The sequence below is a fragment of the Thalassolituus sp. UBA3500 genome, assembly GCF_002377545.1.
Lineage (GTDB): Bacteria > Pseudomonadota > Gammaproteobacteria > Pseudomonadales > Oceanobacteraceae > Thalassolituus.
On sequence record NZ_DFQB01000021.1, the window covers coordinates 73,537 to 97,820 of the forward strand.

Genomic DNA, 24,284 nt, shown 5'->3' on the forward strand with positions numbered 1-24,284 from the left:
CTCCTGGCGACAAAGTCGGCTACCGCATCACGTACGTCAACACCGGAAGCGAGCCGGTCAGTGGCGTCACCATCAAGAACCCTGTGCCGGAAAACACTGTTTACATCATGAACAGTGCCAACGGCGCAGGTACCTCCATCACCCTGTCGGTGGATGGTTCTCAGTTTGCTCCTGTGAGTGAGCTGAACGTATTGGAAAACGGCGAAATCCGCCCTGCCGGTGCGAAAGATATCCAAAGTATTCGCTGGATTGTTGATGCGCCTTTAGCGCCGTCTGCAACTGGCTTTGTCGAATTTCAGGTCCGGGTTAAGTAATCCCAGGCTGGAGGTGAAATATGAATAAGCACGTAAAACTGATCAGCCCCGTTGTACTGGCAACACTCAGTACAATGTCGTTTCAGGTTCACGCCGCCGGAACTGCTGCCGGGACCGAGGTCACTAACACGGCCATTCTGAACTACCAGATAAATGGAGTAGATCAGGATGCTGTTGAGGCTCAGGACGTTTTCAACGTCGACATCAAAGTCGACTATGCCCTGACGCGTCTGCTGACCACAGAACCCAATCAGACCTCTCTTGAGGCTGACAACGTAACCATTGCTGCGGTTCAGATTACCAACGATGGTAACTCGCCAACGTCGTTCACTGTGGCTGCTGGCAACGAAACAGGCACGACTCTTGACGTTAATGGCACCACTTACACGGATAACATCGATACCGGTACGACATACAGTTACTACGTTGATGATCCTGTAAATGGAACACCCGGAGTCCTTGACGCCGCCGATACCCTGCTCACCGGCCCGACGGCAGAAGTGCTAGCCGACGAGACAATTACTGTATTTATCACAGTACCGAAGGCGGAAATCGATGGCGCAGACAAAGATGTCGCTCTGACCACAGTCACGGTCAACGGTGTCGCTTCAACCATCGACGGAACGACATATCAGCTGGATACTGGCGACAACGATCCGACCAACGGTTCTGAAGACGACGCAGCGATCGCCAACGGTGCGACCAGCATCGAAGTGGTCTACGCCGACACCGACGCTGACAACCAGGAAATACTCACCGATGTGCTGCTTCTGGTATTCCCGAACCTTGAGGGGCTGGGCAACCTGACCAAAACATCGGCAATCATCAGTGATCCTCTGAACGGCACGGATAATCCAAAAGCCATTCCTGGCGCTGTAGTTGAGTACACCATCACTCTGACAAACACAGGTACCGCGGATGCGACCAATGTGGTCGTTACCGATGCGATTCCTGCTGATACCACCTACGTAGCAGACAGCCTGCTGGTCGCAATGGACGGTGCAACGACCCCGGTTGCTGTCGATGCGGCAATTGCAAGCTACGACGCTGGTACCGACACAGTCACCGTGAATCTGGGCACCGTCGATGGCGATGCTGACCCTGCGAATCAGGAAACCAACGTCATTACCTTCCAGGTAACGATTGACTGAAACGATGGTTAACCAGGTTAACTGACAGAAAATGTTAATGAGATCTCTGTTCCCGACACTGACAACCCGACTGCACCGGAGCGCCAAGCACGCTCTGGGCGTCCTGTTGTCTGTGTTGCTGGCACACTCCGCGCAGGCGGCAGTGACGCCAACCGGAACAGAGATCACTAACACGGTTATCGCGACCTATTCTGTCAACGCAGAAAGCTTTACCCGCAGTGACTCGGCCAGCCTGACGACTCAGGAAGTAAATCCGGGTCCTGTGGTTCCTACCCCAGCCAATATCCGTCTTGCTCATATTGATGACGACGGCACGCCATTAACTCTCAATGGCACCGACTATGGCGATGGGCAGGGTAACTTTACTCCGTATACCGGCTTTGAAGATGAAAATGGCAACACCATTAACTTCCCGGCCACCGTAAATATTTCGGATGATGAATTCGGTTACCGTGCAGGTGAGCCGGTCATCATCATTGTTGAAGATCAGGACAAGAACCTGAATCCCGCCCGTCCGGACACCATAGTTGTGACTATCACAACACCAGGCGGCAGTGATACCGAACAACTGACCCTTTTTGAAACCGGCGATAATACAGGTATTTTCGCTGCCGTCCTGCCGAGCCAGGATACCAATCAGGGCACACAGCCCTACGACGGTATTATTTCGGTGAAGACAGGCACAGAGCTTTCGGTAAGCTATACCGACCCGACCGACCCTGCCGACAGCGTTGCTGCTCAGACTCTGTTTAATCCGGTGTCCCGAGTATTCAGCTCCAGCGATGGCAGCCCGGTGAACGGTGTCAGCGTAACTCTGATGAATGCAGATACCGGACTACCAGCAACTGACAAGGTATTCTACGAAGACGGTGTAACGCCCTACCCTGTTACGGTTGTCAGCGGTCCGGCGGGTAATCTTCAGGCCAGTAGAATGCAGGCTGGCAGTGTACAGGCCACTGCGGTGAAACCCGAGTTTGCTGCCGGTCAGTTCTGGTTCCCGTACGTTGAAGACGGTAACTACTTCCTTGAAATCGAAGGCCCGGCCACCTTCCGGGTGCCTTCGGAAATTGATGACGAGACCCTGCGCGATACGCTCAACGGCCCGTTTGATGTCACAGGCATTTCGCGCGGCGAAACGTTCAGCGTTAACAATCAGGTATTCCGCACAGATATCGGTGCTGACCCGCTGGATAACAGCCTGCTGCTGAGCAAGCAGTCTGATTACAATGAAGCCGGCATTGGCGACAGCCTCAAGTTCACCATTAACCTCGTTAACAACGAAGTTGATGCTAGCGACGTCACTCTTGTCGACCAGCTGCCCGCCGGTCTTCGCTACATGGAAGGCTCTGCCCGCCTGAACAACGAGAAAGTCGACTTCGACCTCAGTCGTGACGGTCGCACCCTGACCCTGCCCATTGCCACCATCCAGGCCTTCGAGCGACTGCAACTGACCTATGTTGCGCAGGTCACAGCACTGGCGAAAGGTGAAGTGGTCAACCGGGTATCTCTGAACGACGATGTACTGGTCGCAAACGATGCCAGCGCTAAGGTCATTATCCGCGATGAATTCTTCAAAGATACGGCCCGCCTGTTCGGTCGTATTTACCTTGATGATTGTGAAGGCAACCAGGCCTCGGTCGACGGTGTCCCGGATATCCGCCTGTTTATGGAAGACGGCACCTATGTCGTGTCAGATGAAAATGGCGAATGGCACATCGAAGACGTCACTCCGGGCACCCACGTTGTGCAGATGGACACGGCCACCATCCCGCCATACATGGAACTGATGGAGTGTCCGCAGCGCGGCTTCCACGCTGGTCGCAGCTACAGCCAGTTCGTTGATGTGCAGCCGGGTAGCTTCTGGCGCGTTGATTTCTTCCTGAAGATGCGCGAACCGGAAGTCGGCGAAATTCGCCAACAACTTGACCACGCTCTGCTGCCATTCACAGCGGAAGAAATAAACGAGCGTCCATACGCATCACCGGTTGACCATAAGGTACGTTACCGCTTTACACTGGATGGCAACGGCCTGCCCCTGCAGAATGTGACAGGCATGATTTCGCTACCAGAGGGCCTTGTATACGAAACTGGCTCAAGCACACTGGATGGCCGCGCGATCGAAGACCCGACAGTCACTTACGGCAACCTGATTTACCGTCTGAACGACAAACCTGAAGAATGGCAGAACGTCATTGAGTTCAATGCGTACATCAGTGACCGCGCTCCCATGGGTGAACTCATCACTCGTGCGGTCACCCGCTTCCAGGCAGATGCTCAGTCTCCGCAACAGATTCAGCCGGTCAGCACCTCAATCAAGCTGGTGCTGCCGCCGAAAGAAGAAAACGTGAAACCTGTCGTACCGCCAAAGTTTGCCAACTTCTCAGACATTCTGACGGAAGAAGATAAGCTGAACCTGGTGAATGTGATTGAAGCACTGGATGGTCTCGGCAACCTCGAACTCAAAGTGATTGGCCACACCGACAGCTCACGGATTTCCAGCCGCGTGCAGCATATCTTTGCCAATAACCAGGTGCTGTCTGAAGCGCGTGCTGACTCGGTCGCGGATTTCCTCGCCAATGAACTGGGTATTCCACGCTCACAAATCATCGCTGAGGGGCGAGGGCCTTCTGAACCTGTTGCTTCAAACCGAACCGCCGAAGGCCGCGCACAGAACCGACGTGTTGAAGTGAAAGTCCTCAACGCTGATGCAGTGGTTGATCTGGCGAGTGCTGGCAGTGATGTTCAGGTCGCTAAAGTACAATCCCTGATTCCCGGACTTACCGGCCTATTAGCCACAGCAGCAGGTAATCCAGCACGCCTGCCATCCGAAATGGCCATCCCTGAATATGACGAAAACTGGTTCCGTACCGCGCCGGATGAAGCTCAGTGGATCTGGCCACCTCTGGATCGCAGCCCATCAATCAGCTCAACCAAGATTGCGGTATCTCATTCCAAGAAACAACGCGCCACACTGACGTTGAACGGTAAACCTGTGAGTGCCCTGAACTTCGACGGCAACACCAGTAGTAAAACCCGCGATCTGGTGATCAGCCAATGGCGTGGTGTTGACCTGATGTCTGGCCCTAACCATTTCGAAGTGACAGTGATGGATACGGCCGGTCGTGTCGTCAAACGTATCAAGAAAACCGTGCACTTTGCCGAAGCGCCAGCCAAGGCCGAGTTTATAAAAGACGAAAGCATGCTGGTCGCCGACGGTATTAATCCACCTGTCGTAGCCGTGCGCCTGACTGACAAAGAAGGCTTCCCGATTCGCGCTAACGTTCAGGGTCAGGTCGAAATCCTTGAGCCATACACTCTCTATAGTGAACAACGCGAACAAGAGATCAGTCCGCTGACCGACATGCAGAAACCTGCCTATCAGGTTGGTCAGGATGGTATTGCACATATTCGTCTGGCCCCGACTTTCCGCTCGGGAGAGGTGCTCATGCGCTTCAAGCACAGCAATGGTCAGACCGACGAAATCCGCGCCTGGCTGAAGCCAAAAGAACGTGAATGGATCTTTGTGGGTCTGGGTGACCTGGCCGTTGGCTATAACGCCAATGGTGGCAACAGTGACTCAATGAAAGCCGCCGGGGTTGATGACAATATTTACCACGACGGGCGTCTGGCCTTTTTTGCTCAGGGTCAGGTTCTGGGCGAGTGGCTGGTCACTGCAGCGTACGACTCGGGCAAAGAAGACGCTGAGCCTTTTGCGCGCCTGATAGAACCAGACCGGTATTACACCCTTTACGGAGATGCCAGCCAGCAACAGCTCGATGCCAGCTCAGCCCGTAAGCTGTATGTCCGGGTAGAAAAAGAACGTTTCTACACAGTATTTGGTGATATCGATACCAACCTGACCGTCACGGAGCTTGGCCGCTACAGTCGTAAACTGACCGGTATCCAGACCGTGTATCAGGGCGACATTGCTGAATTCTCCGGTTTCGTCAGTCAGACGGATCAGGGCTTTATGCGTGAGGAGATTCAGGGGGACGGTACTTCTGGTCTGTATCGCCTGAAAAATCAGCAGCTGGTACTCAACAGCGAGCAGGTTCGCCTGATTGTCCGCGACCGTTACCGCAGTGAGAACATTCTGTCGACCACCACCCTGACCCGTAACGCCGATTACGTAATCGACTACTCTGACGGCACGCTCTACTTCAAAGGGCCAGTCGCCAGCACCGATGACAGCTTTAACCCGCAGTACATCGTTGTCGAATACGAAGTCGAATCAGACGGAGATCTGGGCTACATCGCCGGTGGCCGCGCTGGCGTGAAGCTGCTTGACGATAAGGTTCGTGCCGGCGTAACGACTATTACGCAGAATCAGAGCGGCGACGACCGTCATCTGCGCGCTGCTGACGCGACTCTGAAGCTGGGTAAAACCGAAGTCAAAGCCGAAATTGCTCAGTCTGAAGAAGTGGTTTCTGGTAACGCTGATACTGCGAACGCTCATCTGGTTGAAGTCTCTCACCGCGACGATAAATTTGATGCCCGTGCGTATATCCGCGAACAGGAAGATGGCTTTGGTCTGGATCAGACATCCGTCGGCGAAAATGACTTCCGCAAAGAAGGTATCGAAGGTAACTGGTACATCAATGATGATAACCGCCTGCAGGTCATGACCTTCCACCATCTGGGCCTGACTACCGGATTCGATAGCTATCAGGCTCAGACCGACTGGATTCATCGCCTAAGCGATAACCAACAGGTTTCTCTGGGCTTGATCGCTGCCCAGCAGGAAAGTCTGGATAACACCTTATATACAGACCAGCTGAGTCTCGGGTACAGCCAGCGCGTCCTGAACAATCGTCTGACCCTGAGCAGCCAGCTGTTGACGAATATCTCTGAACGCTCGGATGCCTACGACCGTATGCTATTGGGCGCTGATTATCAGATCAGCCGCAATTACAGTATTTTCGCTGAACACGAAACCGGATTTAGCGATGATGCGCCGGAGCGCTCCATTATGGGTATTCGCGCAACGCCTTGGGCCGGCGCACGCGCAGAGCAAAGCATTGAACAGGTTGAAGTCGATGATAACTATCGCCTGTTTGCGGTATCTGGCTTAACACAGGACTTCCTACTCAACGATAAGTGGAGCCTGAGCGCTGGCTTTGAGCAATCCAAAGACCTTGAGAACAGCATGCCGGTGGAAGATGCCACCACAGAAAACTTCCACGCAGTCCACGCGGGTTCGGCGTTCAGAACCGAACAGTGGCAGTGGAACAACCGTCTTGAATACCGCAACGGCACGACCCTCGATAAGTGGGTAGCACGCAGTAATCTGTATCATCCGCTGAATGATGCGCTGGCAGCGGGCGGCAGTGTCGACTGGTTCAATGAATCAGGCACTGAGTACTACGCAAACCAACTCGACCTGCGTTTTGATCTGGCACTGCGTCCTCGCGTAAATCCTTATGCGCTGTTATGGCAGACTCGTTGGGTTCAGGACACCATCGGCGGTATCGGTGCACCTGACCGTACCCGCAAGCTGATCAACAACGCCCACCTTAACTGGATGATTACCGGCCGGGATCAACTCGCCGGGCAGTACGGTATCAAGCGTGTGCTTAACCAGTATGACGGTGATAACTACGCCTCGACCACCGACTTTATGGCCGCAGAATGGCGTCATCACCTGACCGACCGCTGGGATGTCGGTGCCCACGGTCGCCGTCTCCATGGTTATGAAGCGGGTCAGATAAGCCATGGCGCAGGCCTTTCGGTAGGCTTTATCCCAGCCACGAATACCTGGGTCGGCGTGGGTTATAACTTTACCGGTTTCATCGACAGCGACTTCTCCGCTGCCAACTTCACTGCTCAGGGCGTCTACCTGAAACTGCGCTTCAAAGCTGACCAGGATTCTCTGGCTGCTATGCGCGCCGCCTTCCGCTGATTCGCCAGCGACACCCTCGAAAGAGACTTTTACGGGTGTGACGCAGGTCTCATAAGACACCTCTATTCGGGCCATTTTTTCTGTTTTAATAGCCGCATGCGTAATCAGTTACAGGAAATATAATGACACCGCGCGACCGCCTGATAGATGAATATGGACAACCACTCTTCGGGCGCTTTGATGCACCTGTCAGCGATATAAATTTTCGCGACTACAAGCTGCGCACCCCGATGGGAAAGCCAATCCTGCCTAAAAAGCGTGATCAACACTTTAATCAGTTTCAGTTTGTTTCTGTTTCTGCAGATCCTTTGTTCATCGGTCTGGCTATCGTACGCCTGCGCTTTGCCAGCCATGCATTTCTGTATTTGTATGATCAGTCAGCAGAGCGCTGGAAGGAATATCGGTTCACTCGCCCCTTCCGTCGTGGACTCCGTTTTGGGCAGCAACCTAATCAGGACATCGTCAGCTTCGTGAAGGGCCGGAACCGCCTGACGATTAAAGCCAGTAACCGTCCCGGAGTACGCCAGGTGCGGGTCAGCATGGCGGACGGCACCAGCATTCGCGCCAGTATTGATGAAAGCACACATTACCTTCCTATGTCTGTCTGTACACGCACGGGTTTCAGCGGCTGGACATACACTCAGAAAAGTAACGCTCGGGTGTGTCAGGGAGAAGTACATTGGCAGGGCCGTTCGTATAACCTCGAATCGCTTCGGGCACTTGCCGGGGTCGATTGGACTGGTGGCTACATGCGTCATGAAACCAGCTGGAACTGGGCCAGTATTTCTGGCCGCCTGAATGATCAACGCAAGGTCGGATTGAACCTGTCTGCCGGAGTGAATGAAACGGGTTTCAGTGAAAACACGCTGTGGATAGATGGCGTACCGACCGTCATGCCGGGAGTTCATTTCCAGTTTAACCGGGAAGACACGGACTCGGGCTGGTCAGTGACGTCTCATGACAACACAGTGAGGCTTCATTTCGACCCGGTGGTGAATTATCACGACCACACCAACGCCATCATCGCTGCGAGTAATTTCCGCCAGTATCTGGGTCGATACAGCGGTGAAATCGACCTACCCCATGAGACCATCCACATCGACAACCTCTGGGGCCTGGCCGAAGACCATTACGCGCGCTGGTAACGGCCTCTCCTTGTTCTATGTGGCTCTATGCCTCTGTTACTTGCCGCTGACCTGCTCTGAGACTGTGACCTGAATAGCATCAGAGCCTCGGGTCGGAACATTGTAGACCTGTCCCTGCCAGTCGCCAGCCTGAGCCATTGGCTGGCCGGATAAAGAAACACGAGCAGTAATGGTGACTTCATCTACGTCACCAAGGCTGGCACCAGCTGCCATCGCCATTGAGTTATCCAGCACCACAGTCGTGGGTAATTGCGATACTACAAGACGCTGAACTGCCAGAGGCATCGGCGGTCCATCCAGCTTACGAGCCAGCACAAACACGGTTGCATTCACCGGCACCTGTTGGCGGACTTCATTTGAGAGGTCGACCGTGACTTCAATGCGTGCAGGCACCATCCAGCTCAGATCAACACGGGTGCCCTGCTCTTCGAGGACTTCGGCAGCGCGGCCAATACCATTAGCAATGGTACGGGCTTCCATACTGCCTTCGGGCAGCTGAGTCCAGAGTGCCTTCCAATGTTCAATCGCTTGTTGGTAATTACCCAGCTCGTAAGCCATGATTCCGGCCAACCCGAGTGGTTTACGCTGCCCCGGTGCCAGCGCCAGTGCTTCTTTCAGGGTAACGTAGAGTTCATCAGTCGCCTGTTGTCCGGTCGAGAAAAAGCGCGCCTGCACCATCGACGTCATGATGGCCGCCCGGTCCTGAACCTGCTCATCTGGTAGTTTTGCCAACAAACTTTCATAGGCTTCTGCCGCTTCGGCAAAGCGTGCTTCTGCTTCCAGTAATCGTCCTCTGAGAAACGCCCATTCCAGATTCTCAGGATCACGCTCTCCTGCCGCATCGAGACGTTTCTCCAACTCTTTGTATTCGCCCTCAGACAGCTCTGCAGTCGCCGAATACTCAAGTAGTTGAGTGGCTCGTACTTCATTGCCCGCACCCCACGACATGTAGAGAGAGTATGTTGCGGCCAGAGACAGAAGAATCAGAAATGATGTAAAGGCAAAGCGAGCAGCCTTGCCCGGCCCGGTATGAAATCCTGCCGCTTTATCCGCAGCAGCCAGCAGCTCCCGGTCCAGCTCAAGCATCATCGCCTTGCGGTCGTCTTCACTGATGTCCATCGACTCAACATCAGCAACCCGCTCTTTGTATAAGCGCAGATTTTCCTGAGCCTGCAACTTACCCGGCGCCGCTGCTTCCGCCTGGGCATTACGGATCGCCGGAAAGAGCAATACCAGTATTAGTAGAACCAACAGGCCGATCAGACCAGTAATCATTTGCTTTCCTCATCGAGACTGGATTTCAACGCTTCGAGGCGGGCCTTTTCTTCCGCTGATAGCTCAGCAACAGGCTGAGCCTGCTGGCGCCGTAACAAGGCCAGCAACAGAATTCCGAATAACAATAGAAGTGCGGGGCCTCCCCACAACAGCAGAGTGTCTAACCGGAAGGGTGGCTTATAACGAACAAAGTCTCCGTACCGATCAACCAGATAAGTTACGACTTCATCGTCGGACTTACCTTCCTGCATCAGCTCATACACCTTGTCACGGAGATCTGCGGCGACCGGCGCATTGGAATCCGCCAGGTTCTGGTTCTGACACTTAGGGCAACGCAGATCTTCTGCCAATTGCTCAAAACGGGCGGTGTCTTCAGGATCTTCAAATGGGTACTTATGGCCATCGATGATCGCCCATGAAGGCAGAGCAATCAGGCACAACAACCAAAGACAGTGTTTCATTGCATCTCTCCGAATTGTTTACCCAGAGATTCCCAGACCACAGGGTTCAGGTCGCCAATATGCTTACCACGGATAATGCCTTCTGAATCAATCAGAAACGTTTCTGGAGCGCCATACACGCCCAACTCGAGACCGAGCTTTCCCTGAGGATCAGACAAGTTATAAGCGTATGGATTGCCGTAGGCTTTCAGCCAGTCACGCGCCTTCATCACATCATCCTTGTAATTAATTCCGATGATGCGGATGCCCTGCTCTGCCAGCTCATTCAGGAAGGCGTGCTCGGCTTTACAGGTCGGACACCAGGTCGCCCAGACATTTACCAGAGCCGGTTGCCCCTGAAGGTCTTTCGTTGTGAGCGTGCGACCGTCTTCGACAACCCCAAGCTCAAATTCCGGAAACGGCTTACCGATTAATGGCGACGGTAAGCTGGTTTTGTCCTCAATCCCGAGCCCCACCCAGAACACCAGTCCCATCAGAGCGAAGATGACCAGCGGGATAAATAGCAGCAGACGGTTCATGCCAGCTTCTCCTTTTTCTGACGACGGCGGTAACGCTTATCCAGCACGGCCATAAAGCCACCGAGTGACATAAAGATAGCGCCCAACCAGACCCAGCGCATGTAAGGCTTCACCTGCAGGCGCATGCCCCAGGCTCCTCCCTCCAGGGATTCACCCATCGAGATGTACACATCGCGGAACAGAGTGACGTCGATCGCAGCCTCGGTCATAACGCTGCCTCGGGCGTGATAACGGCGCTTCTCGGCGGTCAGCACTTCGATTTTCTTGCCTTCTTTATAGAGGTTGAACCGTGTTGCCTGTGATGTGTAGTTTGGTCCATCAATCGTTCCGGCTTCAGTAAATTCGAACTGATAATCACCCAGAGTTTCCACCTGCCCCGGTACCATACGCACCGATTTATCGATGCTGTAATTGGACACCATGGTGACACCGATAATGGTCACAGCCACACCAAGGTGCGCGATCACCATGCCCAGATAACTCACACCGAGCGAGGGTATCTTCCCCAGACGCCCGCGCGCCTTTTTCCAGACATCTGCAGCCGTAGCAAAGATCAGCCAGAAGGAAATACCAAGCCCAAGAACGACACTGCCACTTACGGCTTCAGACAAAAGAAGCGCCACGACAATCGCAAACACAACGGCCAGTACACCAGCGATCCAGAGCTGACCGCCGAGTCGACTGACACGATCAGACTTCCAGCGCGTCATAGCGCCGACGCCCATTAATAGCGCCAACGCCACGGTCAGAGGAACAAACATGGTATTGAACCAGGCCGCGCCCACGGACAACTTACCTAGTCCCATGAAGTCGTATACCAGCGGATACAAGGTGCCAGTCAGTACTGCCAAAGCCATCACCACCAGCAAGAGGTTGTTTACCAACAACGCCGTCTCCCGTGAGACAACCTCATAACGCCCGACCGAGGCGACGGTCGGTGCTTTCAATGCATAAAGCAACAGCGAGCCACCGACGCAGATTCCTAACAAGGCAAGAATGAACACACCGCGCTCCGGGTCGGAGGCAAACGCATGCACCGACGTCAGCACACCAGAGCGAACCAGGAAGGTACCCAGCAGGCTCAGAGAGAAGGCAAAAATAGCGAGCAGCACCGTCCAGCTTTTAAACAGACCACGCTTTTCTGTCACGGCAAGCGAGTGCAGCAAGGCAGTAGCGACCAACCAGGGCATAAGCGACGCGTTTTCTACCGGGTCCCAGAACCACCAGCCACCCCAACCAAGTTCGTAGTACGCCCACCAGCTGCCCAGAGCGATACCTACCGTCAGAAAAATCCAGGCCGCGGTTGTCCACGGACGGGACCAGCGCGCCCAGGCGGCATCAAGACGACCGCTCATAAGAGCAGCCAGTGCAAACGCAAAGGCTACCGACAGACCAACATAGCCCATGTAGAGAGTCGGCGGGTGTACGATCAGACCAAAATCCTGCAGCAGCGGGTTGAGATCAGCACCGTCCTGCGGAGGGCTTGGAAGGATTCGCGTAAAAGGATTAGACGTCTCAAGCGTAAACAGAATAAAGCCCACCGACACCATGCCCATAATCGACAGCACACGAGCGACCATATCCAGTGGCAGTGAGCGGCTGAGTAATGCCACGGCCACGCCCCAAAGCCCCAGCATAGTGACCCACAACAGTAGCGAGCCTTCGTGAGCACCCCAGACAGCACTGATTTTGTAAGGTGTTGGCAGAAGACTGTTGCTGTTGGCGGCCACATAAGCGACCGAGAAATCATCCATCACAAAACTGGTCGCCAGTAATACCAGACTGATCACAAGAAACAGCGCCTGCCCCACGGCCAATGGGCGCGCATATCCCATCAGCCAGAGTTGCCCGCGGTTGACACCAAACAAAGGAACGATGACCTGAAGCACGGCCATAATAAAGGCCAGTATCAGTGCAAATTGCCCGATCTCCGGCAGATGAAGCATTGCTGTATTCAGCATCAGTAGCTTGCCTCCTTGGCCGCCGCTTCCATCTGAGCTTTACCGTCCTGATGGGCCTGTTCCAGCGCTGCCTGAACCTCAGGCGGCATGTAATTTTCATCGTGTTTCGCCAGGACTTCTGAAGCGACAAACAGTCCTTCTGTGTTCACCTCGCCCAAGGCCACAATCCCCTGACCTTCACGAAACAGGTCGGGCAGGATGCCGTCGTAAAAGACCGGCACTTCAGACTGACCATCGGTCACCCGAAAGGTAACACCCAAGCCCTGCTGATCGCGTTCAACGCTTCCCTCAACGACCAGACCACCTGCACGGATGGTGCGGCCCGGAGGCACTTCGCCGTTAGCAATCTGGGTTGGCGTCTGAAACAGGTTGATGTTCTGTGACAAGGAATACATCGCCAGCCCCACTGCGGCCGCCACGGCCAGAACCAGAAACAGAATAAGATGCAGACGTTTTTTACGCTGAGGGTGCATTACGCTTCTCCCGACGCAGACGCTGGGCCTGCTCTTTCAGTAAACGACGGCGATGCAGAATCGGCTGCATCACAACAAAGGCGATGATCACGGCAGTCAGTCCGTACGAAAGCCAGACATAAAAGCCGTGCTTTCCCATCGCAATAAATTCAGCTAACGAAGAAAATTCCATCAGGACTCCAGAATCTTTCGAACCCACTGGCGTTTACGCTCATGCCAGAGGATCTCGTTACGTGTACGCAAAATGACAACAAGTGCAAAAAACAGATACGTACTGACAATCATAATCAGCAGTGGCCAGAGCATATCCGGGTGCATAGACGGTTTCTCGGTCAGCTTGAGGGTGGCAGGCTGGTGCAAAGTATTCCACCACTCCACCGAGTACTTGATGATCGGAATATTCACCAGACCGACCAGCGCGAGAATCGCGCCCGCCTTGTACGACGCTTCCTCTGACTCCATCGCCTGCTGCAGCGCCATCACGCCGAAATACAAGAACAGCAGCATCAACATCGACGTCAGGCGCGCATCCCAGACCCACCAGGTGCCCCAGGTCGGCTTACCCCAGATTGCCCCCGTCAGCAGCGCGATCAGGCAGAATGCCGCACCGACCGGCGCAATCACCTTTGCCACCCAGGCGGCCATTTTCATACGCCAGATCAGATACACCGCACCGGCAACGGCCATCATCATATAGGCACTCTGAGCCAACAGAGCCGCAGGAACATGGATGTAGATGATTCTGAAGCTATCGCCTTGCTGATAATCTGCAGGCGCATACAGCAAACCTAGCACCAGACCGACAATCGCTGAGCCGCCTGCCGCTAACGCTAACCAGAAGATCCAGCGCTCGGTCATTTCATAGAACCATTTAGGTGATCCGAGCCGATGATAAAGTCGTACAAGCCACTGCCACATATTCAGTTACCGCGATAAATTCAGTTTTAAGGCTGCACCAGCAGCAAAAGGAGTTAATGCGAGGGCCAGCGCTAACATGGCTCCCAACATAGCGACCTGGCCATTGTAAGCCATTCCGATACCCGCGTGATAAACCGCACTGGCAGCAAAAATAAGTACCGGTACGTATAAGGGCAGAATCAGCAGGGCCAGTAGAAGGCCGCCACTTCTCAGACTGGCGGTCAGCGCCGCACCAACAGCACCAAGCAGACTCAATACCGGCGTGCCAACAGCCAGACTGATAAACAAAGCGAAGTAAGCCTCTTCAGGGAGATGCAGCATGACCCCCAACAATGGCGACATCAACGTCAGAGGCAGACCACTGATACACCAATGTACCAATGCTTTCCCTAAAGACATGGCATACAGAGACTCGCCCGACGCCAGCCACTGCTCCAGCGAACCATCTTCTACATCGGCGCGATAAAGTGAATCTAACGACAGCAGAGTCGCCAACAGAGCGGCTACCCAGATAACACCACCCGCAATTTTCGCCAGAAATTCGGGATTAGGATCAACCGCCATCGGAAACAAAGCCGCGACCATCAAGAAAAACATCAGGGGATTTGCCCACTCACCCGGATTTCTGGCGGCCAGCAGAAGATCCCGGCGAACCGTGGCCCGAACCAGGCTCATACCACACCTCCGAGTTCCAGGCGGCGCAACCCCGGAATACCTTCCAGTGCGTGATGGCTGGTGATGATCACGGCACCACCGTTCGATACGTGAGCCTGCAATTCACCTTCAAGCCAGGAGACTCCGTCTTTATCGAGAGCGGTAAAGGGCTCGTCCAGTATCCATAGAGGTGCCCTACTGATTTTCAGGCGAGCAAGTGCGACTCGACGCTGCTGTCCGGCCGACAACTGTAAGCAAGGCGTATGCTCGTATCCTGCCAGAGCAACATGTTCAAGCGCCTCCCACAGCTGCTTTTCGGATGGACGATCCTGTGCGGTAAGCCAACGCAAATTTTCGAGCGCGGTCAGAGATTTTTTAACTGCAGATAAGTGCCCCATGTACAGGCGGTTGCCAGCATATTCTGGGTACACCGTCATTAACGGCACATCGTGCCAGAGCAATTGCCCCTCAAAATCGCGGTTAAGACCAGCAAGTAACCGAAGCAAGGTCGTTTTGCCGGCACCATTTGGCCCGGCCAGCTGAATCAACTCGCCATCAGTAATACTCAACGCCAGTCCTTCGAACAAGACACGGTCATCACGCTCGCAATAAAGATCGCTCGCGCTGAGTAGTGTTTGCTGGGCGCCCTGCTGTGGCGTCATCAGAACCTCGATTTCCGGGCCATACTATGGCCAAATGATTGAAGCGCCAGGGGATCATCAATAAATCTGGCGCACGCATTATACCGAAAAAGCCAACAACAACGCTGAGCTGGCGCAATAAAGATTTGTCAATCTGCGCCGATAAGGTGAACTATGAAAACACCTGATTTGTCCCTGATACAGAGCGCGCTGACAAAAGCTGCACGAATCGAAGCGTCAGCCGCCACTGCTGCCCGCCCGTCCGGGGCGTCAGGCGATGAGTTTACCGCCACCGTCACGGCCAGTCGGCGAGCAACGGATTCAGGGCCTTCCGCCAGTAAAAGCCCTGAGCCCAGAACAACAGAGCCCAGAACAACAGAGCCCAGAACAACAGAGCCCAGAACGACAGACTCCAGGAATGCTGATTCCAGAGCTACTGATTCCAGAACTGCGGATGCCAGGCCAGGCAGTGAAAGAAGCTCAGAGAACAAGTCTTCCGGATCTCAGGGTAACTGGCAGATCACAGTGACCTCTGAGGGGAAGTCTCTCAATCTTCAGAGTACACAACCCTTACCCGTCGGAGCAGAAGTATCACTGCGCGTCACCGAGCAATCGCCGCCGCGCGTTGTTATTACCGACATCAGACTGCCCCAGAGCTCTGCTTCACAGGCACCTGTTAAAGCTTCTCTGGCGTCACAACTACAGTCGATGGCGCAACAACTGCAACAAACCGCCGCACAGCAGCTCGCTGCGGCTAACAACAATCTGTCGTCACAAAACTCAGGCACGCCAGTATCTTCCCTGACCGGCGCCGTGTTACCCGACGCAATCAAAGCCTTATTGATGGCACGTGTGGGCTGGTCACCACCAGCGAGTTTGTCATCTGGCCTGTCTTCATCCGCCCTGTCACCTCCTGTGAATTCAACACCTGCAGCCGGATTGCAGGCGACGGCGGCCTTGAACGGGAGTTCAGTCTCTACCGCAAAGAGCGCGACCATCGCGACCGCGGCCACGCCCGACTACAGTGCCGTTCTACGCGCCGTAGTGAACGATCTCAGCGCTACTGCGCCCACAGAACCTCGCCAGACCAGTCTTATGCAACCAGCACAAGCGTTGGTGAAAAATCTACCGGACGCAGCCCAACTCAGTTCACCTACTGGCCTCCACAGAGCGATATCGAACAGCCCACTGAATTATGAAAGCCAGTTATTCCGTATCGCCGCAGCGGCGGCCGAAAGACCTTCAGTGCCTGTGTCTCGAGAGGCCTCGACACCGTCCTCGTCCGTTGCCTCTGTTTTTAAATCCCTTTGGAATAAGGCAGCAGCTCATACAACAGCCGACATCGCGAGTCCTCGCCCTGAGGGCCCGGTCTCCACTCAAGGAGCTTCCGGCGTCTCGGTGAGGACAGCATCAAATGAAGCAACAGACATGCCCCTCAGGACGAAATCATCACTGTTGTCCGCGATTGAGGCATTGCAAAAGCAATTATCTGGTCAATCCTCTACAGCAACGGGCACAGCCGCAGCAGAAACAACCACCGCCCAATTGGTCGCTCTGCTGGGGGCTATTTCCGCAAATGCAGCACCTCAAAATGCTCTCTCGACTGCCACCAACATACCCGGTGATAATCTCAAGGGCTTACTTCTGTTTATTCTTGGACGGACTCAAAGCAACGCAGCCAACGCCGCTGATGCCAATGCAGGAACATCCTCAACAGCTGCGACTCGAACAGGCGCCTCAGCGACGCTGGCAGGAGCTATCAATGAAGGACTGCGCCCTGAGACATTCCGTCTTTTACAGGCAGCATTGGCTCAGACTGAAAGCGAGCAGGTCAGGCTGGTTCAGACTCAGGATACAACTCAGTTTCAGATCCCATTGATGTGGCGGGACAATGATACGGTAAGGCAGGACCTTCTGTGTATGAAACGCGATGAGGACGGCAACACCTCCTATGACGATCAGACGAAGAAATCCCGATGGCAGATAACTCTGCATTTTGATCTGGAGACGCTCGGTCCGTTGGATATCGAACTGGATCTGAGCCCACCCGCGGTGTCTGCCACTTTCTGGTCAGAGACCTCCGACACCCTGTCTGAAATTCAGCAAGCTTTGCGACCGTTGCGCGACACACTGACCGCACTCGGAGCAGACGTTGGCGAGCTGCGCGCACGCCATGGGCGTAAACATCCCGGAGAGCAACCGGTTATCAGACATTCACTGGTGGATATTCACACATGACGATTCCAGAATATCTACTGAACGCAACCGAGGCCATTGCCCTGACCTACGATGGAGGGCGCGCGCCTCACATCAGCGCCAGTGGCGAATATGATCTGGCACAGGCGATTATCTCGGTAGCCATCGCGCACGAGGTTCCAGTCTATGAAAATGCAGAGCTTGCCACATGGCTTGGACAACTGGAGGTAGGAGAGGAAATTCCCGAGCAGCTCTATCAGGTGATCGCCGAGATTCTCGCCTTCGTTTATCGCTTAGAAGGTCGCCTTCCGGGACAGCCGAAAGGCAGCAATTGAGCGAGCCATGAACCGGGCTCGCACAATAAGCTCAGTGAATGCTTTCAGCCTGATGCTCAAGTGAAGCCAGCAACCAGCCAATATGCGTTTCCACGACATCATCAGGGATCAGGTCAACGCCGGAGAGAAGTTTAGGCAAGGCTTTGTAGTAGTAGGTATCGATCAGGCCGTGCAGAGACGAAACAAAGAACAATGCGAGTTGTTTCTGACGAGCCTCTGAAGCCGCCGATATGGCAGGTACCGCATCCGCCAGCATCGACAGCAGATGAGACTGCCATTCTTCGGCCAGACGATCCACTTGTAGCAGCACATCACGATCGACAACTTCCGGGTCCGTCAGTGTCATTCTCGGTGGCTGGAACATCAGCTGATAATAGCCCGGTGAGCGCTGCGCAAACTGAATCAGGTGCCCGGCAAAATTATAGAGTGCCGAGCGCGGATCAAGATGCTGGCTCATCTGCTCGTTAATATCCTGAAACGCCATTTCAAAGCCACGACGACGGGTAAATACAAACAGAGATTCTTTATTCGGGAAGTAATTATAGATGTTACTCGCAGTCATCCCGAGCTGAGACGCCAGTTTTCGCATCGACAGATGATGAAAGCCAACCTCAGCCATCACGTGCGACGCGCTGTCCATAATTCGTTCGCGCTGTGCGGCAATTTCTTCCGGTGTAAACGGCTTTTTAGGCATAGCTGACCCCAAATGCTCCAATCATGTACGCATGTTTATTAGAATTTTTCGCTGCACTTCATGTACATAGTCAGGAAAGCGACTATCAAACGATCAATCATTGATAAAATCAAGGCCATTAGAGGCCTATCGTCAACAATCCCCCACACTTTAAGGGACTATCCTGCCCAGCACCAGACAAAATCGGCCAAATTACTGATCAGACCAAGACCGACCTGACGCGCTGTCTGGCTGAGTAATGCACACTGAGACATCAGAACTTCGCTTTGATTTGACCCAGAACAAGATGCACGCCTGTTCGTCAAAGTATCCTCCGATTCTGTCGTCGCCAGTCAACTTATATTCAAAACGTATTCAAAAAGCAGGCCAGAACATGTCGCAGCATCTTACATGGGACCCTTTAATGATCCAGCGCTACAACCGCGCCGGTCCTCGCTATACCTCATATCCTACCGCGGTGGAATTTACACCGGTGACCTCTGATGCCCGTGAGCGCTCGGCACTGGCAGCTGAGTCTGATAAGCCATTGTCGCTCTATTTTCATATCCCGTTCTGTCGCCATGTCTGTTACTACTGTGGCTGCAACAAAATCGTGACTAAACACAAAGACCGTGCAGAGGCCTATCTGGCAGAGCTTTACCGCGAAATTGACCTGAAAGCGGCATTAGTTAACCGCTCACGTCCGGTCGAACAGCTGCACCTTGGCGGCGGCACCCCCACCTATCTGAGTGATGATCAGCTGCAGCAATTAATGATGTACGTACGCCAGAAATTCACTCTGCTGGACAATGAAACCTGCGACTACTCGATTGAGATTGATCCGCGAGAACTGGGCTCTGACACATTGAGGACACTGCGGGAACTTGGCTTCAACCGAGTCAGCTTTGGCGTTCAGGATCTGAACGAGCGTGTTCAGATCGCTGTGAACCGGGTTCAGCCTGAAGCCATGATCGACGCCGTCATGCGCGATGCGAGAAGACTGGGGTTCCGCTCAATTAATATTGACCTGATCTATGGTTTGCCCCACCAGACGCGATCATCTTTTGCTGACACGCTGGAACGTATCATCGATATGCGCCCGGACAGGCTGTCCATCTTCAACTATGCACACTTACCAGAACGCTTTATGCCCCAACGACGGATAAACGCAGAGGACCTTCCGGATGCGCCTGAGAAGCTGGCTATCTTTGGAACAGCCATTACAACTCTGGATGAAGCGGGCTATCAATACATAGGCATGGATCACTTCGCGCTTCCGGATGACGAGCTGGCCATTGCGCAACAGCGAGGCAAGCTGCATCGAAATTTTCAGGGCTACACAACTCACGGCAACTGCGATCTCATCGGCTTTGGCGTTTCGTCCATCAGCCAGATAGGTTCTTCTTTCTTTCAGAATCAGACCGACCTCAACGACTGGCGTCAGCAACTCAACTCAGAGCGGCTTCCGACGATGCGGGAAGTATCGTCCACTACGGATGACCTCATCAGAAAGTCAGTCATTATGAGCCTTCTCTGTCATCTGACGGTCAGATTCGCTGATCTGGATCGCGACTTTGCCATCGACAGCCGTTCTTATCTCAACGATTCAATAAGGCAACTCAATGAGATGCAGCAGGATGGACTGGTGAGCGTCACAAATGACGATATTACCATCACCAATGCCGGGCGACTGATGGTCCGACAGGCGTGCATGGCATTCGATGCCTACCGCGATAATACTGAAACACTGAAGTTCTCTAAGGCGATCTGAGTCCACTACTCTGGTTGCCATAAACGCCAGTGATGGTCCACGTATTCAAGATACAAGGTCGCTTCGAAGGGCTTATCTTCGGATTCAAGGGCACGCCTGAGCGGCCGCGCGCGTTTGAAGGCAGGCTGATCTATCCAGTCTGCCAGTCCATCAACGAACCAGCGAATGCTCACCTCGACGAACCATTGCGCGTCACGCTCAATGGGGTCTGTCATGGTGACGAGGGACTTTACCCGTCGCTTCCCATAGGGAACCCCCGACATCTCATCGTCTGACCAGTCATAACGCCAGGCAACAACAACCCGCTTTCGCCCTTTCTCAATCTCCTCGGTAGAGATGTGCCGCTCCCGCAGCACCAGCCCCATCTCAAAGAGTTCGGCCAGCTGACTGGCTTCAGCGCTGCGATCTGACTGCGATAGAGTCAATGGCAAAGCGGCCGGCTTCCAGTATAAAGTTTCACCAGCGTAATCACGATTCAGAACCTCAATCGCGGCTTCCGGGCTGATGTAAGGGACAGCGTGTGAAAACGCACAGAAAAACAATAAAAATATCTGTAACAAAGGTTTCATAATTACCTCCATGCACTTAGGATAGCCGCTTTCTGACAGGCCACACGAGAGGTAAGGTTCTGCACGGAAATGTCATCCGTTTGTCACAGAACTGTTATAAATTCCGGCGTGAAAAAAGAAACAGGAAAACACATGGCACAGTCTAATGCCCAACTGAGAGCTACTGAACCAGCAACCGGCTTGGTGGCACGCATTACTTCAGATCCGCGTGAGATTCGTCAGGCGCTTGAGCTGCGTTACCGTGTTTTTGCCGAAGACATGGGTGCAGATGTTCAGGGCGCAGACATGGGCATCGATAAAGATCGCTTCGATGACATCTGCATGCACCTGATCGTGAAAGACAACGAGACGGATACCGTCGTTGCCTACAGCCGTATCCTGACCAATGATCTGGCAGCCCGCGCAGGCGGCTTCTACTCGTCGACCGAGTTTGACCTGAGTAAAGTCCTGAAGCCAGGCAAGACCTACATGGAAATCGGTCGTACCTGTGTTGACCCTGATTTCCGCACGGGTGCCGCCATTGGCTATCTCTGGGGATTCCTCGCCGAATATATGGAAGTCAATCGCATCGACTACCTGATGGGATGTTGTTCGATCCCTGTCTCTGGAGGCTTTGAGCAGGTCAACGCCATCATGGATCACCTGCGAGAAAAGCATATGACCCCAGAAAACCTGCGTGCCGTTCCACAAATACCGGTACCAGTAACACCGACCGAACTGGATGGCAAAGCCCTGGTGCCTTCACTATTAAAGGCTTACCTGAGAATTGGCGTAAAGATCTGCGGCGAACCTTATCTGGATGCTGATTTCGGAGTGGCTGACGCTATGATTCTGCTGCGCCGGGAAGATATGAATTACCGCTTCCTCAGCCGCATTCTGCGCGGCTGAGTGACAAACAACGGGGCTACGAGCCCCGTGCCCTTCAATTGGTCATCAAAGACCGGATCGATGCAAGATCAACCGTTTCGCTGTAACGGTTTCTTCCGCCTGCTTTCGCGGCGTACAAGGCCTCATCCGCTGCCTCAATCAACGCATCCATACTGTCCGATGTCGATGGTTCAGCCCAAGCCAACCCCATACTCACTGTCAGGATATCGCTCGTATCAGAAGCTTCATGCGGGAGCGCCACCTCTGTCAGCGACGTCCGTATCCGGTCAGCGACAACCTTCATACCCTCAAACTGAATGGATGGCAGAACAATCGCGAACTCTTCACCGCCGAAGCGCGCAACCAGATCTCGTGGTCGTTGCGCCTGTTCCTTGAGGGTGGTCGCAACTTTCTGCAGGCAGTGATCACCTTCAAGGTGGCCGTAGTGGTCGTTGAAGGCCTTAAAGTGATCAATATCGACCATTATCAGACCGATGTTACCGCCCTCCCGTTTCGCTCGAAGCCATTCAGCTTTCAGGAAGTCGTCGAAATAACGGCGGTTAGCGATTCCCGTCAGGCCGTCCGTCACGGAAAGTGACTCCAGACGCTGCATTTCTTTACGCGCCGCCAGAAGCTGATCAATCCGGATACGACACAGCTGCGAATTCAGAGGCTTACGCAAGTAAGCATCGGCGCCCGCACCCAGTGAAGAAATCTCCATCTCATCGTCGTCAGGCCCCATCACAATCAACCCGATCTGGCGGGTTTCCGGGTCCTGCTTCCAGTAGTGACAGAAACGAGATAACTGTTGCCCGGTGAAATTCTGATCCACGACCAGCAGGTCTGGCTTACGGTCAGGTTGATCAACCCAGTAATCCAGTTGTTCCTGATTCATCGCGCTTACCAGCGATACTTGCTTACCCAGCGCTTCACCAAGCTGCGCCTGTACAGACAGAGTCTCATCTGCAATCAAAATAATGGGTTCTGTTGCCATAGTCCGGTGCCCCGACCGTTGTCCAAGTTAGGTAGGTCTGAGTGGCTAAACCACACTCTGTTAGCACTTAACGCCCTCAAACCTGCCTTGAATATTATCGGCCAGCATATCGTATTCTTGCGGCTTGTTAATAAAATTTAACGATTAATTACTGGACGCCAGTTTAATTAAAAGTTAGGCCCTTTTTATCGTCAGTTTATTGTCAATCCTAACCCGATTTGTCCTATGCCAAACGACAGAATTGGCTGGCATGAGGCCATTGTTACCGGCATATTCAACCCTCACGGTTGAACCTGATAAACTACCAGAGTGTTTTCAACAGGAGTTTTACCTATGCTCGTCCGTACTATCTGCCTCACTGGAATGTTCATGACAGCCGCTTTGTTCTCTGGCTGCACCAATCATCCCGATGTCACGACAGACTTCACCGTAGATAAAGCGATCAGCAAAGAGAAACTTCCGGATTTTTCTTCCTATTCAAACGTCAAAGAAAAGAAAAAGGCATTCTTTGCGTTTATCGAACGCCTGGCCGATGAAGCCAACCGGGAGATCAAAGCAGAGCGTTCAGCATTGCTTGCCATCCGGGAGTTTGGGCAATACGACGAGCTGGATGACAGCGCTACTGAATTCCTGCAGAAGCTTGCGACCAAGTACCGTCTGGAAGACGTCGAAGATACCGGCAGACTGGTCGAACGTTTGCTGGTGCGCGTCGCTCCAGTACCACCAAGCCTTGCAATGGCTCAGGCCGCCAATGAGTCTGCCTGGGGGACCTCAAGATTTGCCGTGAAAGGTAACAATCTGTTTGGTCAGTGGTGCTTCAGCAAGGGCTGCGGTATCGTTCCTGAGCAGCGTGCCGGCGACGCATTTCACGAAGTAGCGTCATTTAAGAGTCCGTACGCGAGCGTACGCAGTTACATGCTGAACATTAATCGCCATGATGCGTACCAGGAATTACGCCGGATTCGCGCAGAGGCGCTGAAAAACAAGGGCTTTGCCAGTGGCACCGTGGTCGCTGGCGGCCTGGAAAGCTACTCCGAACGCGGCCACGAGTACATTGATGAAGTACGTAGCATGATCAGATTCAACAAACTGGGTAAGTACGATCAGCCGGATACCTCTGATTCATGACAGAGTCACATATGGTGGTCACTCTGGTACGTCATCACTGGCTTCCACTGAAACGACGTAGCATCTCAGGATCAGTGACCTGGCTCTCAACCGACGGCATGACCGTTGTCAGCCCGGGGCAACTGCCCGTTGGCGCCCGGGTAAATCTGACAATTTCTGCGGCGGAGCATGAGCTGAAAAACATACCGGCTCAGATCGTCAGGGCAGAGCCTGGTGCTCAGGGTAGCCGATACAGCCTGCGCTTTCACAAGCAGCGGTTACTGCAGCACGATGGCGATATCACTCTCAGATTACTGGGCTATCTGGCCAGCCAGAACATGTATTCCGGATAATCCAACATC

Annotated in this window: 22 protein-coding genes and 1 pseudogene; 10 read left to right on the forward strand and 13 right to left on the reverse strand. The window is 53.7% G+C overall.

What is annotated here, in order from left to right:
- The 4 genes and pseudogenes from B2R29_RS04740 to B2R29_RS04755 form a co-directional block, all read left to right on the forward strand.
- Positions 1 to 314: pseudogene (locus B2R29_RS04740) on the forward strand (hypothetical protein); the annotation flags it as partial.
- A gap of 20 nt (positions 315 to 334) precedes the next feature.
- Positions 335 to 1,465: a DUF11 domain-containing protein gene (locus tag B2R29_RS04745; protein WP_301180012.1), complete on the forward strand. Its 1,131-nt coding sequence runs from the start codon at positions 335 to 337 to the stop codon at positions 1,463 to 1,465.
- A gap of 31 nt (positions 1,466 to 1,496) precedes the next feature.
- Positions 1,497 to 7,364, forward strand: a complete 5,868-nt coding sequence (locus B2R29_RS04750; protein ID WP_301180013.1) for an OmpA family protein — start codon at positions 1,497 to 1,499, stop codon at positions 7,362 to 7,364.
- Between the two features lie 122 nt (positions 7,365 to 7,486).
- On the forward strand, positions 7,487 to 8,509 hold the full coding sequence (locus B2R29_RS04755; RefSeq protein ID WP_301180014.1) for a DUF2804 domain-containing protein: 1,023 nt from the start codon (positions 7,487 to 7,489) through the stop codon (positions 8,507 to 8,509).
- Positions 8,510 to 8,545: 36 nt separating this feature from the next.
- Here the strand turns inward: B2R29_RS04755 and ccmI are convergent, their stop codons facing one another.
- The 10 genes from ccmI to B2R29_RS04805 form a co-directional block, all read right to left on the reverse strand.
- Positions 8,546 to 9,784 (reverse strand): c-type cytochrome biogenesis protein CcmI, encoded by a 1,239-nt coding sequence (gene ccmI, locus B2R29_RS04760; protein ID WP_301180015.1) that lies wholly within the window; start codon positions 9,782 to 9,784, stop codon positions 8,546 to 8,548.
- Entirely contained in the window at positions 9,781 to 10,245 is a 465-nt protein-coding gene (locus tag B2R29_RS04765; protein ID WP_301180016.1) for a cytochrome c-type biogenesis protein, read from the reverse strand. The genes ccmI and B2R29_RS04765 overlap by 4 nt, the downstream gene beginning before the upstream one ends.
- Entirely contained in the window at positions 10,242 to 10,763 is a 522-nt protein-coding gene (locus B2R29_RS04770; protein ID WP_068437540.1) for a DsbE family thiol:disulfide interchange protein, read from the reverse strand. Before B2R29_RS04770 ends, B2R29_RS04765 begins: the two co-directional genes overlap by 4 nt.
- Positions 10,760 to 12,724 (reverse strand): heme lyase CcmF/NrfE family subunit, encoded by a 1,965-nt coding sequence (locus tag B2R29_RS04775; protein ID WP_301180017.1) that lies wholly within the window; start codon positions 12,722 to 12,724, stop codon positions 10,760 to 10,762. The genes B2R29_RS04770 and B2R29_RS04775 overlap by 4 nt, the downstream gene beginning before the upstream one ends.
- On the reverse strand, positions 12,724 to 13,197 hold the full coding sequence (gene ccmE / locus B2R29_RS04780) for a cytochrome c maturation protein CcmE (protein WP_301180018.1): 474 nt from the start codon (positions 13,195 to 13,197) through the stop codon (positions 12,724 to 12,726). Before ccmE ends, B2R29_RS04775 begins: the two co-directional genes overlap by 1 nt.
- Positions 13,181 to 13,369: a heme exporter protein CcmD gene (gene ccmD / locus B2R29_RS04785; RefSeq protein WP_068443651.1), complete on the reverse strand. Its 189-nt coding sequence runs from the start codon at positions 13,367 to 13,369 to the stop codon at positions 13,181 to 13,183. Before ccmD ends, ccmE begins: the two co-directional genes overlap by 17 nt.
- On the reverse strand, positions 13,369 to 14,115 hold the full coding sequence (locus B2R29_RS04790; RefSeq protein ID WP_068443649.1) for a heme ABC transporter permease: 747 nt from the start codon (positions 14,113 to 14,115) through the stop codon (positions 13,369 to 13,371). Before B2R29_RS04790 ends, ccmD begins: the two co-directional genes overlap by 1 nt.
- A gap of 6 nt (positions 14,116 to 14,121) precedes the next feature.
- The gene (gene ccmB / locus B2R29_RS04795) at positions 14,122 to 14,790 is read right to left on the reverse strand and encodes a heme exporter protein CcmB (protein ID WP_301180019.1); all 669 of its coding nucleotides are present in this window, start codon (positions 14,788 to 14,790) and stop codon (positions 14,122 to 14,124) included.
- Positions 14,787 to 15,431, reverse strand: a complete 645-nt coding sequence (gene ccmA, locus B2R29_RS04800) for a cytochrome c biogenesis heme-transporting ATPase CcmA (protein WP_301180020.1) — start codon at positions 15,429 to 15,431, stop codon at positions 14,787 to 14,789. Before ccmA ends, ccmB begins: the two co-directional genes overlap by 4 nt.
- 128 nt (positions 15,432 to 15,559) lie before the next feature.
- Positions 15,560 to 15,901 carry a hypothetical protein gene (locus B2R29_RS04805; protein WP_301180021.1) on the reverse strand — a complete coding sequence of 114 codons (342 nt, stop codon included), beginning with the start codon at positions 15,899 to 15,901 and terminating at the stop codon, positions 15,560 to 15,562.
- Positions 15,902 to 15,935: 34 nt separating this feature from the next.
- Here B2R29_RS04805 and B2R29_RS04810 point away from each other — a divergent pair, with 34 nt between their 5' ends.
- The gene (locus B2R29_RS04810) at positions 15,936 to 17,648 is read left to right on the forward strand and encodes a flagellar hook-length control protein FliK (RefSeq protein ID WP_301180022.1); all 1,713 of its coding nucleotides are present in this window, start codon (positions 15,936 to 15,938) and stop codon (positions 17,646 to 17,648) included.
- Positions 17,645 to 17,941, forward strand: a complete 297-nt coding sequence (locus tag B2R29_RS04815) for an EscU/YscU/HrcU family type III secretion system export apparatus switch protein (protein WP_301180023.1) — start codon at positions 17,645 to 17,647, stop codon at positions 17,939 to 17,941. Before B2R29_RS04810 ends, B2R29_RS04815 begins: the two co-directional genes overlap by 4 nt.
- A 31-nt stretch (positions 17,942 to 17,972) precedes the next feature.
- Here B2R29_RS04815 and B2R29_RS04820 read toward each other — a convergent pair whose 3' ends face one another.
- A complete protein-coding gene (locus B2R29_RS04820; protein ID WP_301180024.1) occupies positions 17,973 to 18,635 on the reverse strand; it encodes a TetR/AcrR family transcriptional regulator in 663 nt (220 codons plus the stop codon).
- Positions 18,636 to 19,008: 373 nt separating this feature from the next.
- On the opposite strand from B2R29_RS04820, the gene hemN reads away from it, so the two are divergent.
- Complete coding sequence (gene hemN / locus B2R29_RS04825; RefSeq protein WP_301180025.1) at positions 19,009 to 20,385, forward strand: oxygen-independent coproporphyrinogen III oxidase; 1,377 nt, start codon at positions 19,009 to 19,011, stop codon at positions 20,383 to 20,385.
- A 5-nt stretch (positions 20,386 to 20,390) separates the two neighbouring features.
- On the opposite strand, the gene B2R29_RS04830 is transcribed toward hemN, so the two are convergent.
- Positions 20,391 to 20,954, reverse strand: a complete 564-nt coding sequence (locus B2R29_RS04830; RefSeq protein WP_301180026.1) for a hypothetical protein — start codon at positions 20,952 to 20,954, stop codon at positions 20,391 to 20,393.
- Between the two features lie 132 nt (positions 20,955 to 21,086).
- Between B2R29_RS04830 and B2R29_RS04835 the strand changes: the two genes are divergently transcribed.
- On the forward strand, positions 21,087 to 21,842 hold the full coding sequence (locus B2R29_RS04835; RefSeq protein WP_301180027.1) for a GNAT family N-acetyltransferase: 756 nt from the start codon (positions 21,087 to 21,089) through the stop codon (positions 21,840 to 21,842).
- A 34-nt stretch (positions 21,843 to 21,876) separates the two neighbouring features.
- Here the strand turns inward: B2R29_RS04835 and B2R29_RS04840 are convergent, their stop codons facing one another.
- Positions 21,877 to 22,815 (reverse strand): diguanylate cyclase domain-containing protein, encoded by a 939-nt coding sequence (locus tag B2R29_RS04840; protein ID WP_301180028.1) that lies wholly within the window; start codon positions 22,813 to 22,815, stop codon positions 21,877 to 21,879.
- 333 nt (positions 22,816 to 23,148) lie between these two features.
- Between B2R29_RS04840 and B2R29_RS04845 the strand changes: the two genes are divergently transcribed.
- Positions 23,149 to 23,943 (forward strand): glucosaminidase domain-containing protein, encoded by a 795-nt coding sequence (locus tag B2R29_RS04845; protein ID WP_301180029.1) that lies wholly within the window; start codon positions 23,149 to 23,151, stop codon positions 23,941 to 23,943.
- Positions 23,940 to 24,275 carry a PilZ domain-containing protein gene (locus B2R29_RS04850; protein WP_301180030.1) on the forward strand — a complete coding sequence of 112 codons (336 nt, stop codon included), beginning with the start codon at positions 23,940 to 23,942 and terminating at the stop codon, positions 24,273 to 24,275. Before B2R29_RS04845 ends, B2R29_RS04850 begins: the two co-directional genes overlap by 4 nt.
- Positions 24,276 to 24,284 lie beyond the last annotated feature (9 nt).

What these genes read in the sequence shown, in the direction of transcription:
- B2R29_RS04745 (WP_301180012.1), top strand. Translation starts at nt 335, where the DNA reads ATGAATAAGCACGTAAAACTGATCAGCCCCGTTGTACTGGCAACACTC.
- B2R29_RS04830 (WP_301180026.1), bottom strand. Translation starts at nt 20,954, where the DNA reads ATGAAACCTTTGTTACAGATATTTTTATTGTTTTTCTGTGCGTTTTCA.
- B2R29_RS04790 (WP_068443649.1), bottom strand. Translation starts at nt 14,115, where the DNA reads ATGTGGCAGTGGCTTGTACGACTTTATCATCGGCTCGGATCACCTAAA.
- B2R29_RS04835 (WP_301180027.1), top strand. Translation starts at nt 21,087, where the DNA reads ATGGCACAGTCTAATGCCCAACTGAGAGCTACTGAACCAGCAACCGGC.
- B2R29_RS04850 (WP_301180030.1), top strand. Translation starts at nt 23,940, where the DNA reads ATGACAGAGTCACATATGGTGGTCACTCTGGTACGTCATCACTGGCTT.
- B2R29_RS04845 (WP_301180029.1), top strand. Translation starts at nt 23,149, where the DNA reads ATGCTCGTCCGTACTATCTGCCTCACTGGAATGTTCATGACAGCCGCT.
- B2R29_RS04765 (WP_301180016.1), bottom strand. Translation starts at nt 10,245, where the DNA reads ATGAAACACTGTCTTTGGTTGTTGTGCCTGATTGCTCTGCCTTCATGG.
- B2R29_RS04770 (WP_068437540.1), bottom strand. Translation starts at nt 10,763, where the DNA reads ATGAACCGTCTGCTGCTATTTATCCCGCTGGTCATCTTCGCTCTGATG.
- B2R29_RS04815 (WP_301180023.1), top strand. Translation starts at nt 17,645, where the DNA reads ATGACGATTCCAGAATATCTACTGAACGCAACCGAGGCCATTGCCCTG.
- ccmE (WP_301180018.1), bottom strand. Translation starts at nt 13,197, where the DNA reads ATGCACCCTCAGCGTAAAAAACGTCTGCATCTTATTCTGTTTCTGGTT.
- hemN (WP_301180025.1), top strand. Translation starts at nt 19,009, where the DNA reads ATGTCGCAGCATCTTACATGGGACCCTTTAATGATCCAGCGCTACAAC.
- ccmD (WP_068443651.1), bottom strand. Translation starts at nt 13,369, where the DNA reads ATGGAATTTTCTTCGTTAGCTGAATTTATTGCGATGGGAAAGCACGGC.
- ccmB (WP_301180019.1), bottom strand. Translation starts at nt 14,790, where the DNA reads ATGAGCCTGGTTCGGGCCACGGTTCGCCGGGATCTTCTGCTGGCCGCC.
- B2R29_RS04755 (WP_301180014.1), top strand. Translation starts at nt 7,487, where the DNA reads ATGACACCGCGCGACCGCCTGATAGATGAATATGGACAACCACTCTTC.
- ccmA (WP_301180020.1), bottom strand. Translation starts at nt 15,431, where the DNA reads ATGACGCCACAGCAGGGCGCCCAGCAAACACTACTCAGCGCGAGCGAT.
- B2R29_RS04840 (WP_301180028.1), bottom strand. Translation starts at nt 22,815, where the DNA reads ATGGCAACAGAACCCATTATTTTGATTGCAGATGAGACTCTGTCTGTA.
- ccmI (WP_301180015.1), bottom strand. Translation starts at nt 9,784, where the DNA reads ATGATTACTGGTCTGATCGGCCTGTTGGTTCTACTAATACTGGTATTG.
- B2R29_RS04820 (WP_301180024.1), bottom strand. Translation starts at nt 18,635, where the DNA reads ATGCCTAAAAAGCCGTTTACACCGGAAGAAATTGCCGCACAGCGCGAA.
- B2R29_RS04750 (WP_301180013.1), top strand. Translation starts at nt 1,497, where the DNA reads ATGTTAATGAGATCTCTGTTCCCGACACTGACAACCCGACTGCACCGG.
- B2R29_RS04775 (WP_301180017.1), bottom strand. Translation starts at nt 12,724, where the DNA reads ATGCTGAATACAGCAATGCTTCATCTGCCGGAGATCGGGCAATTTGCA.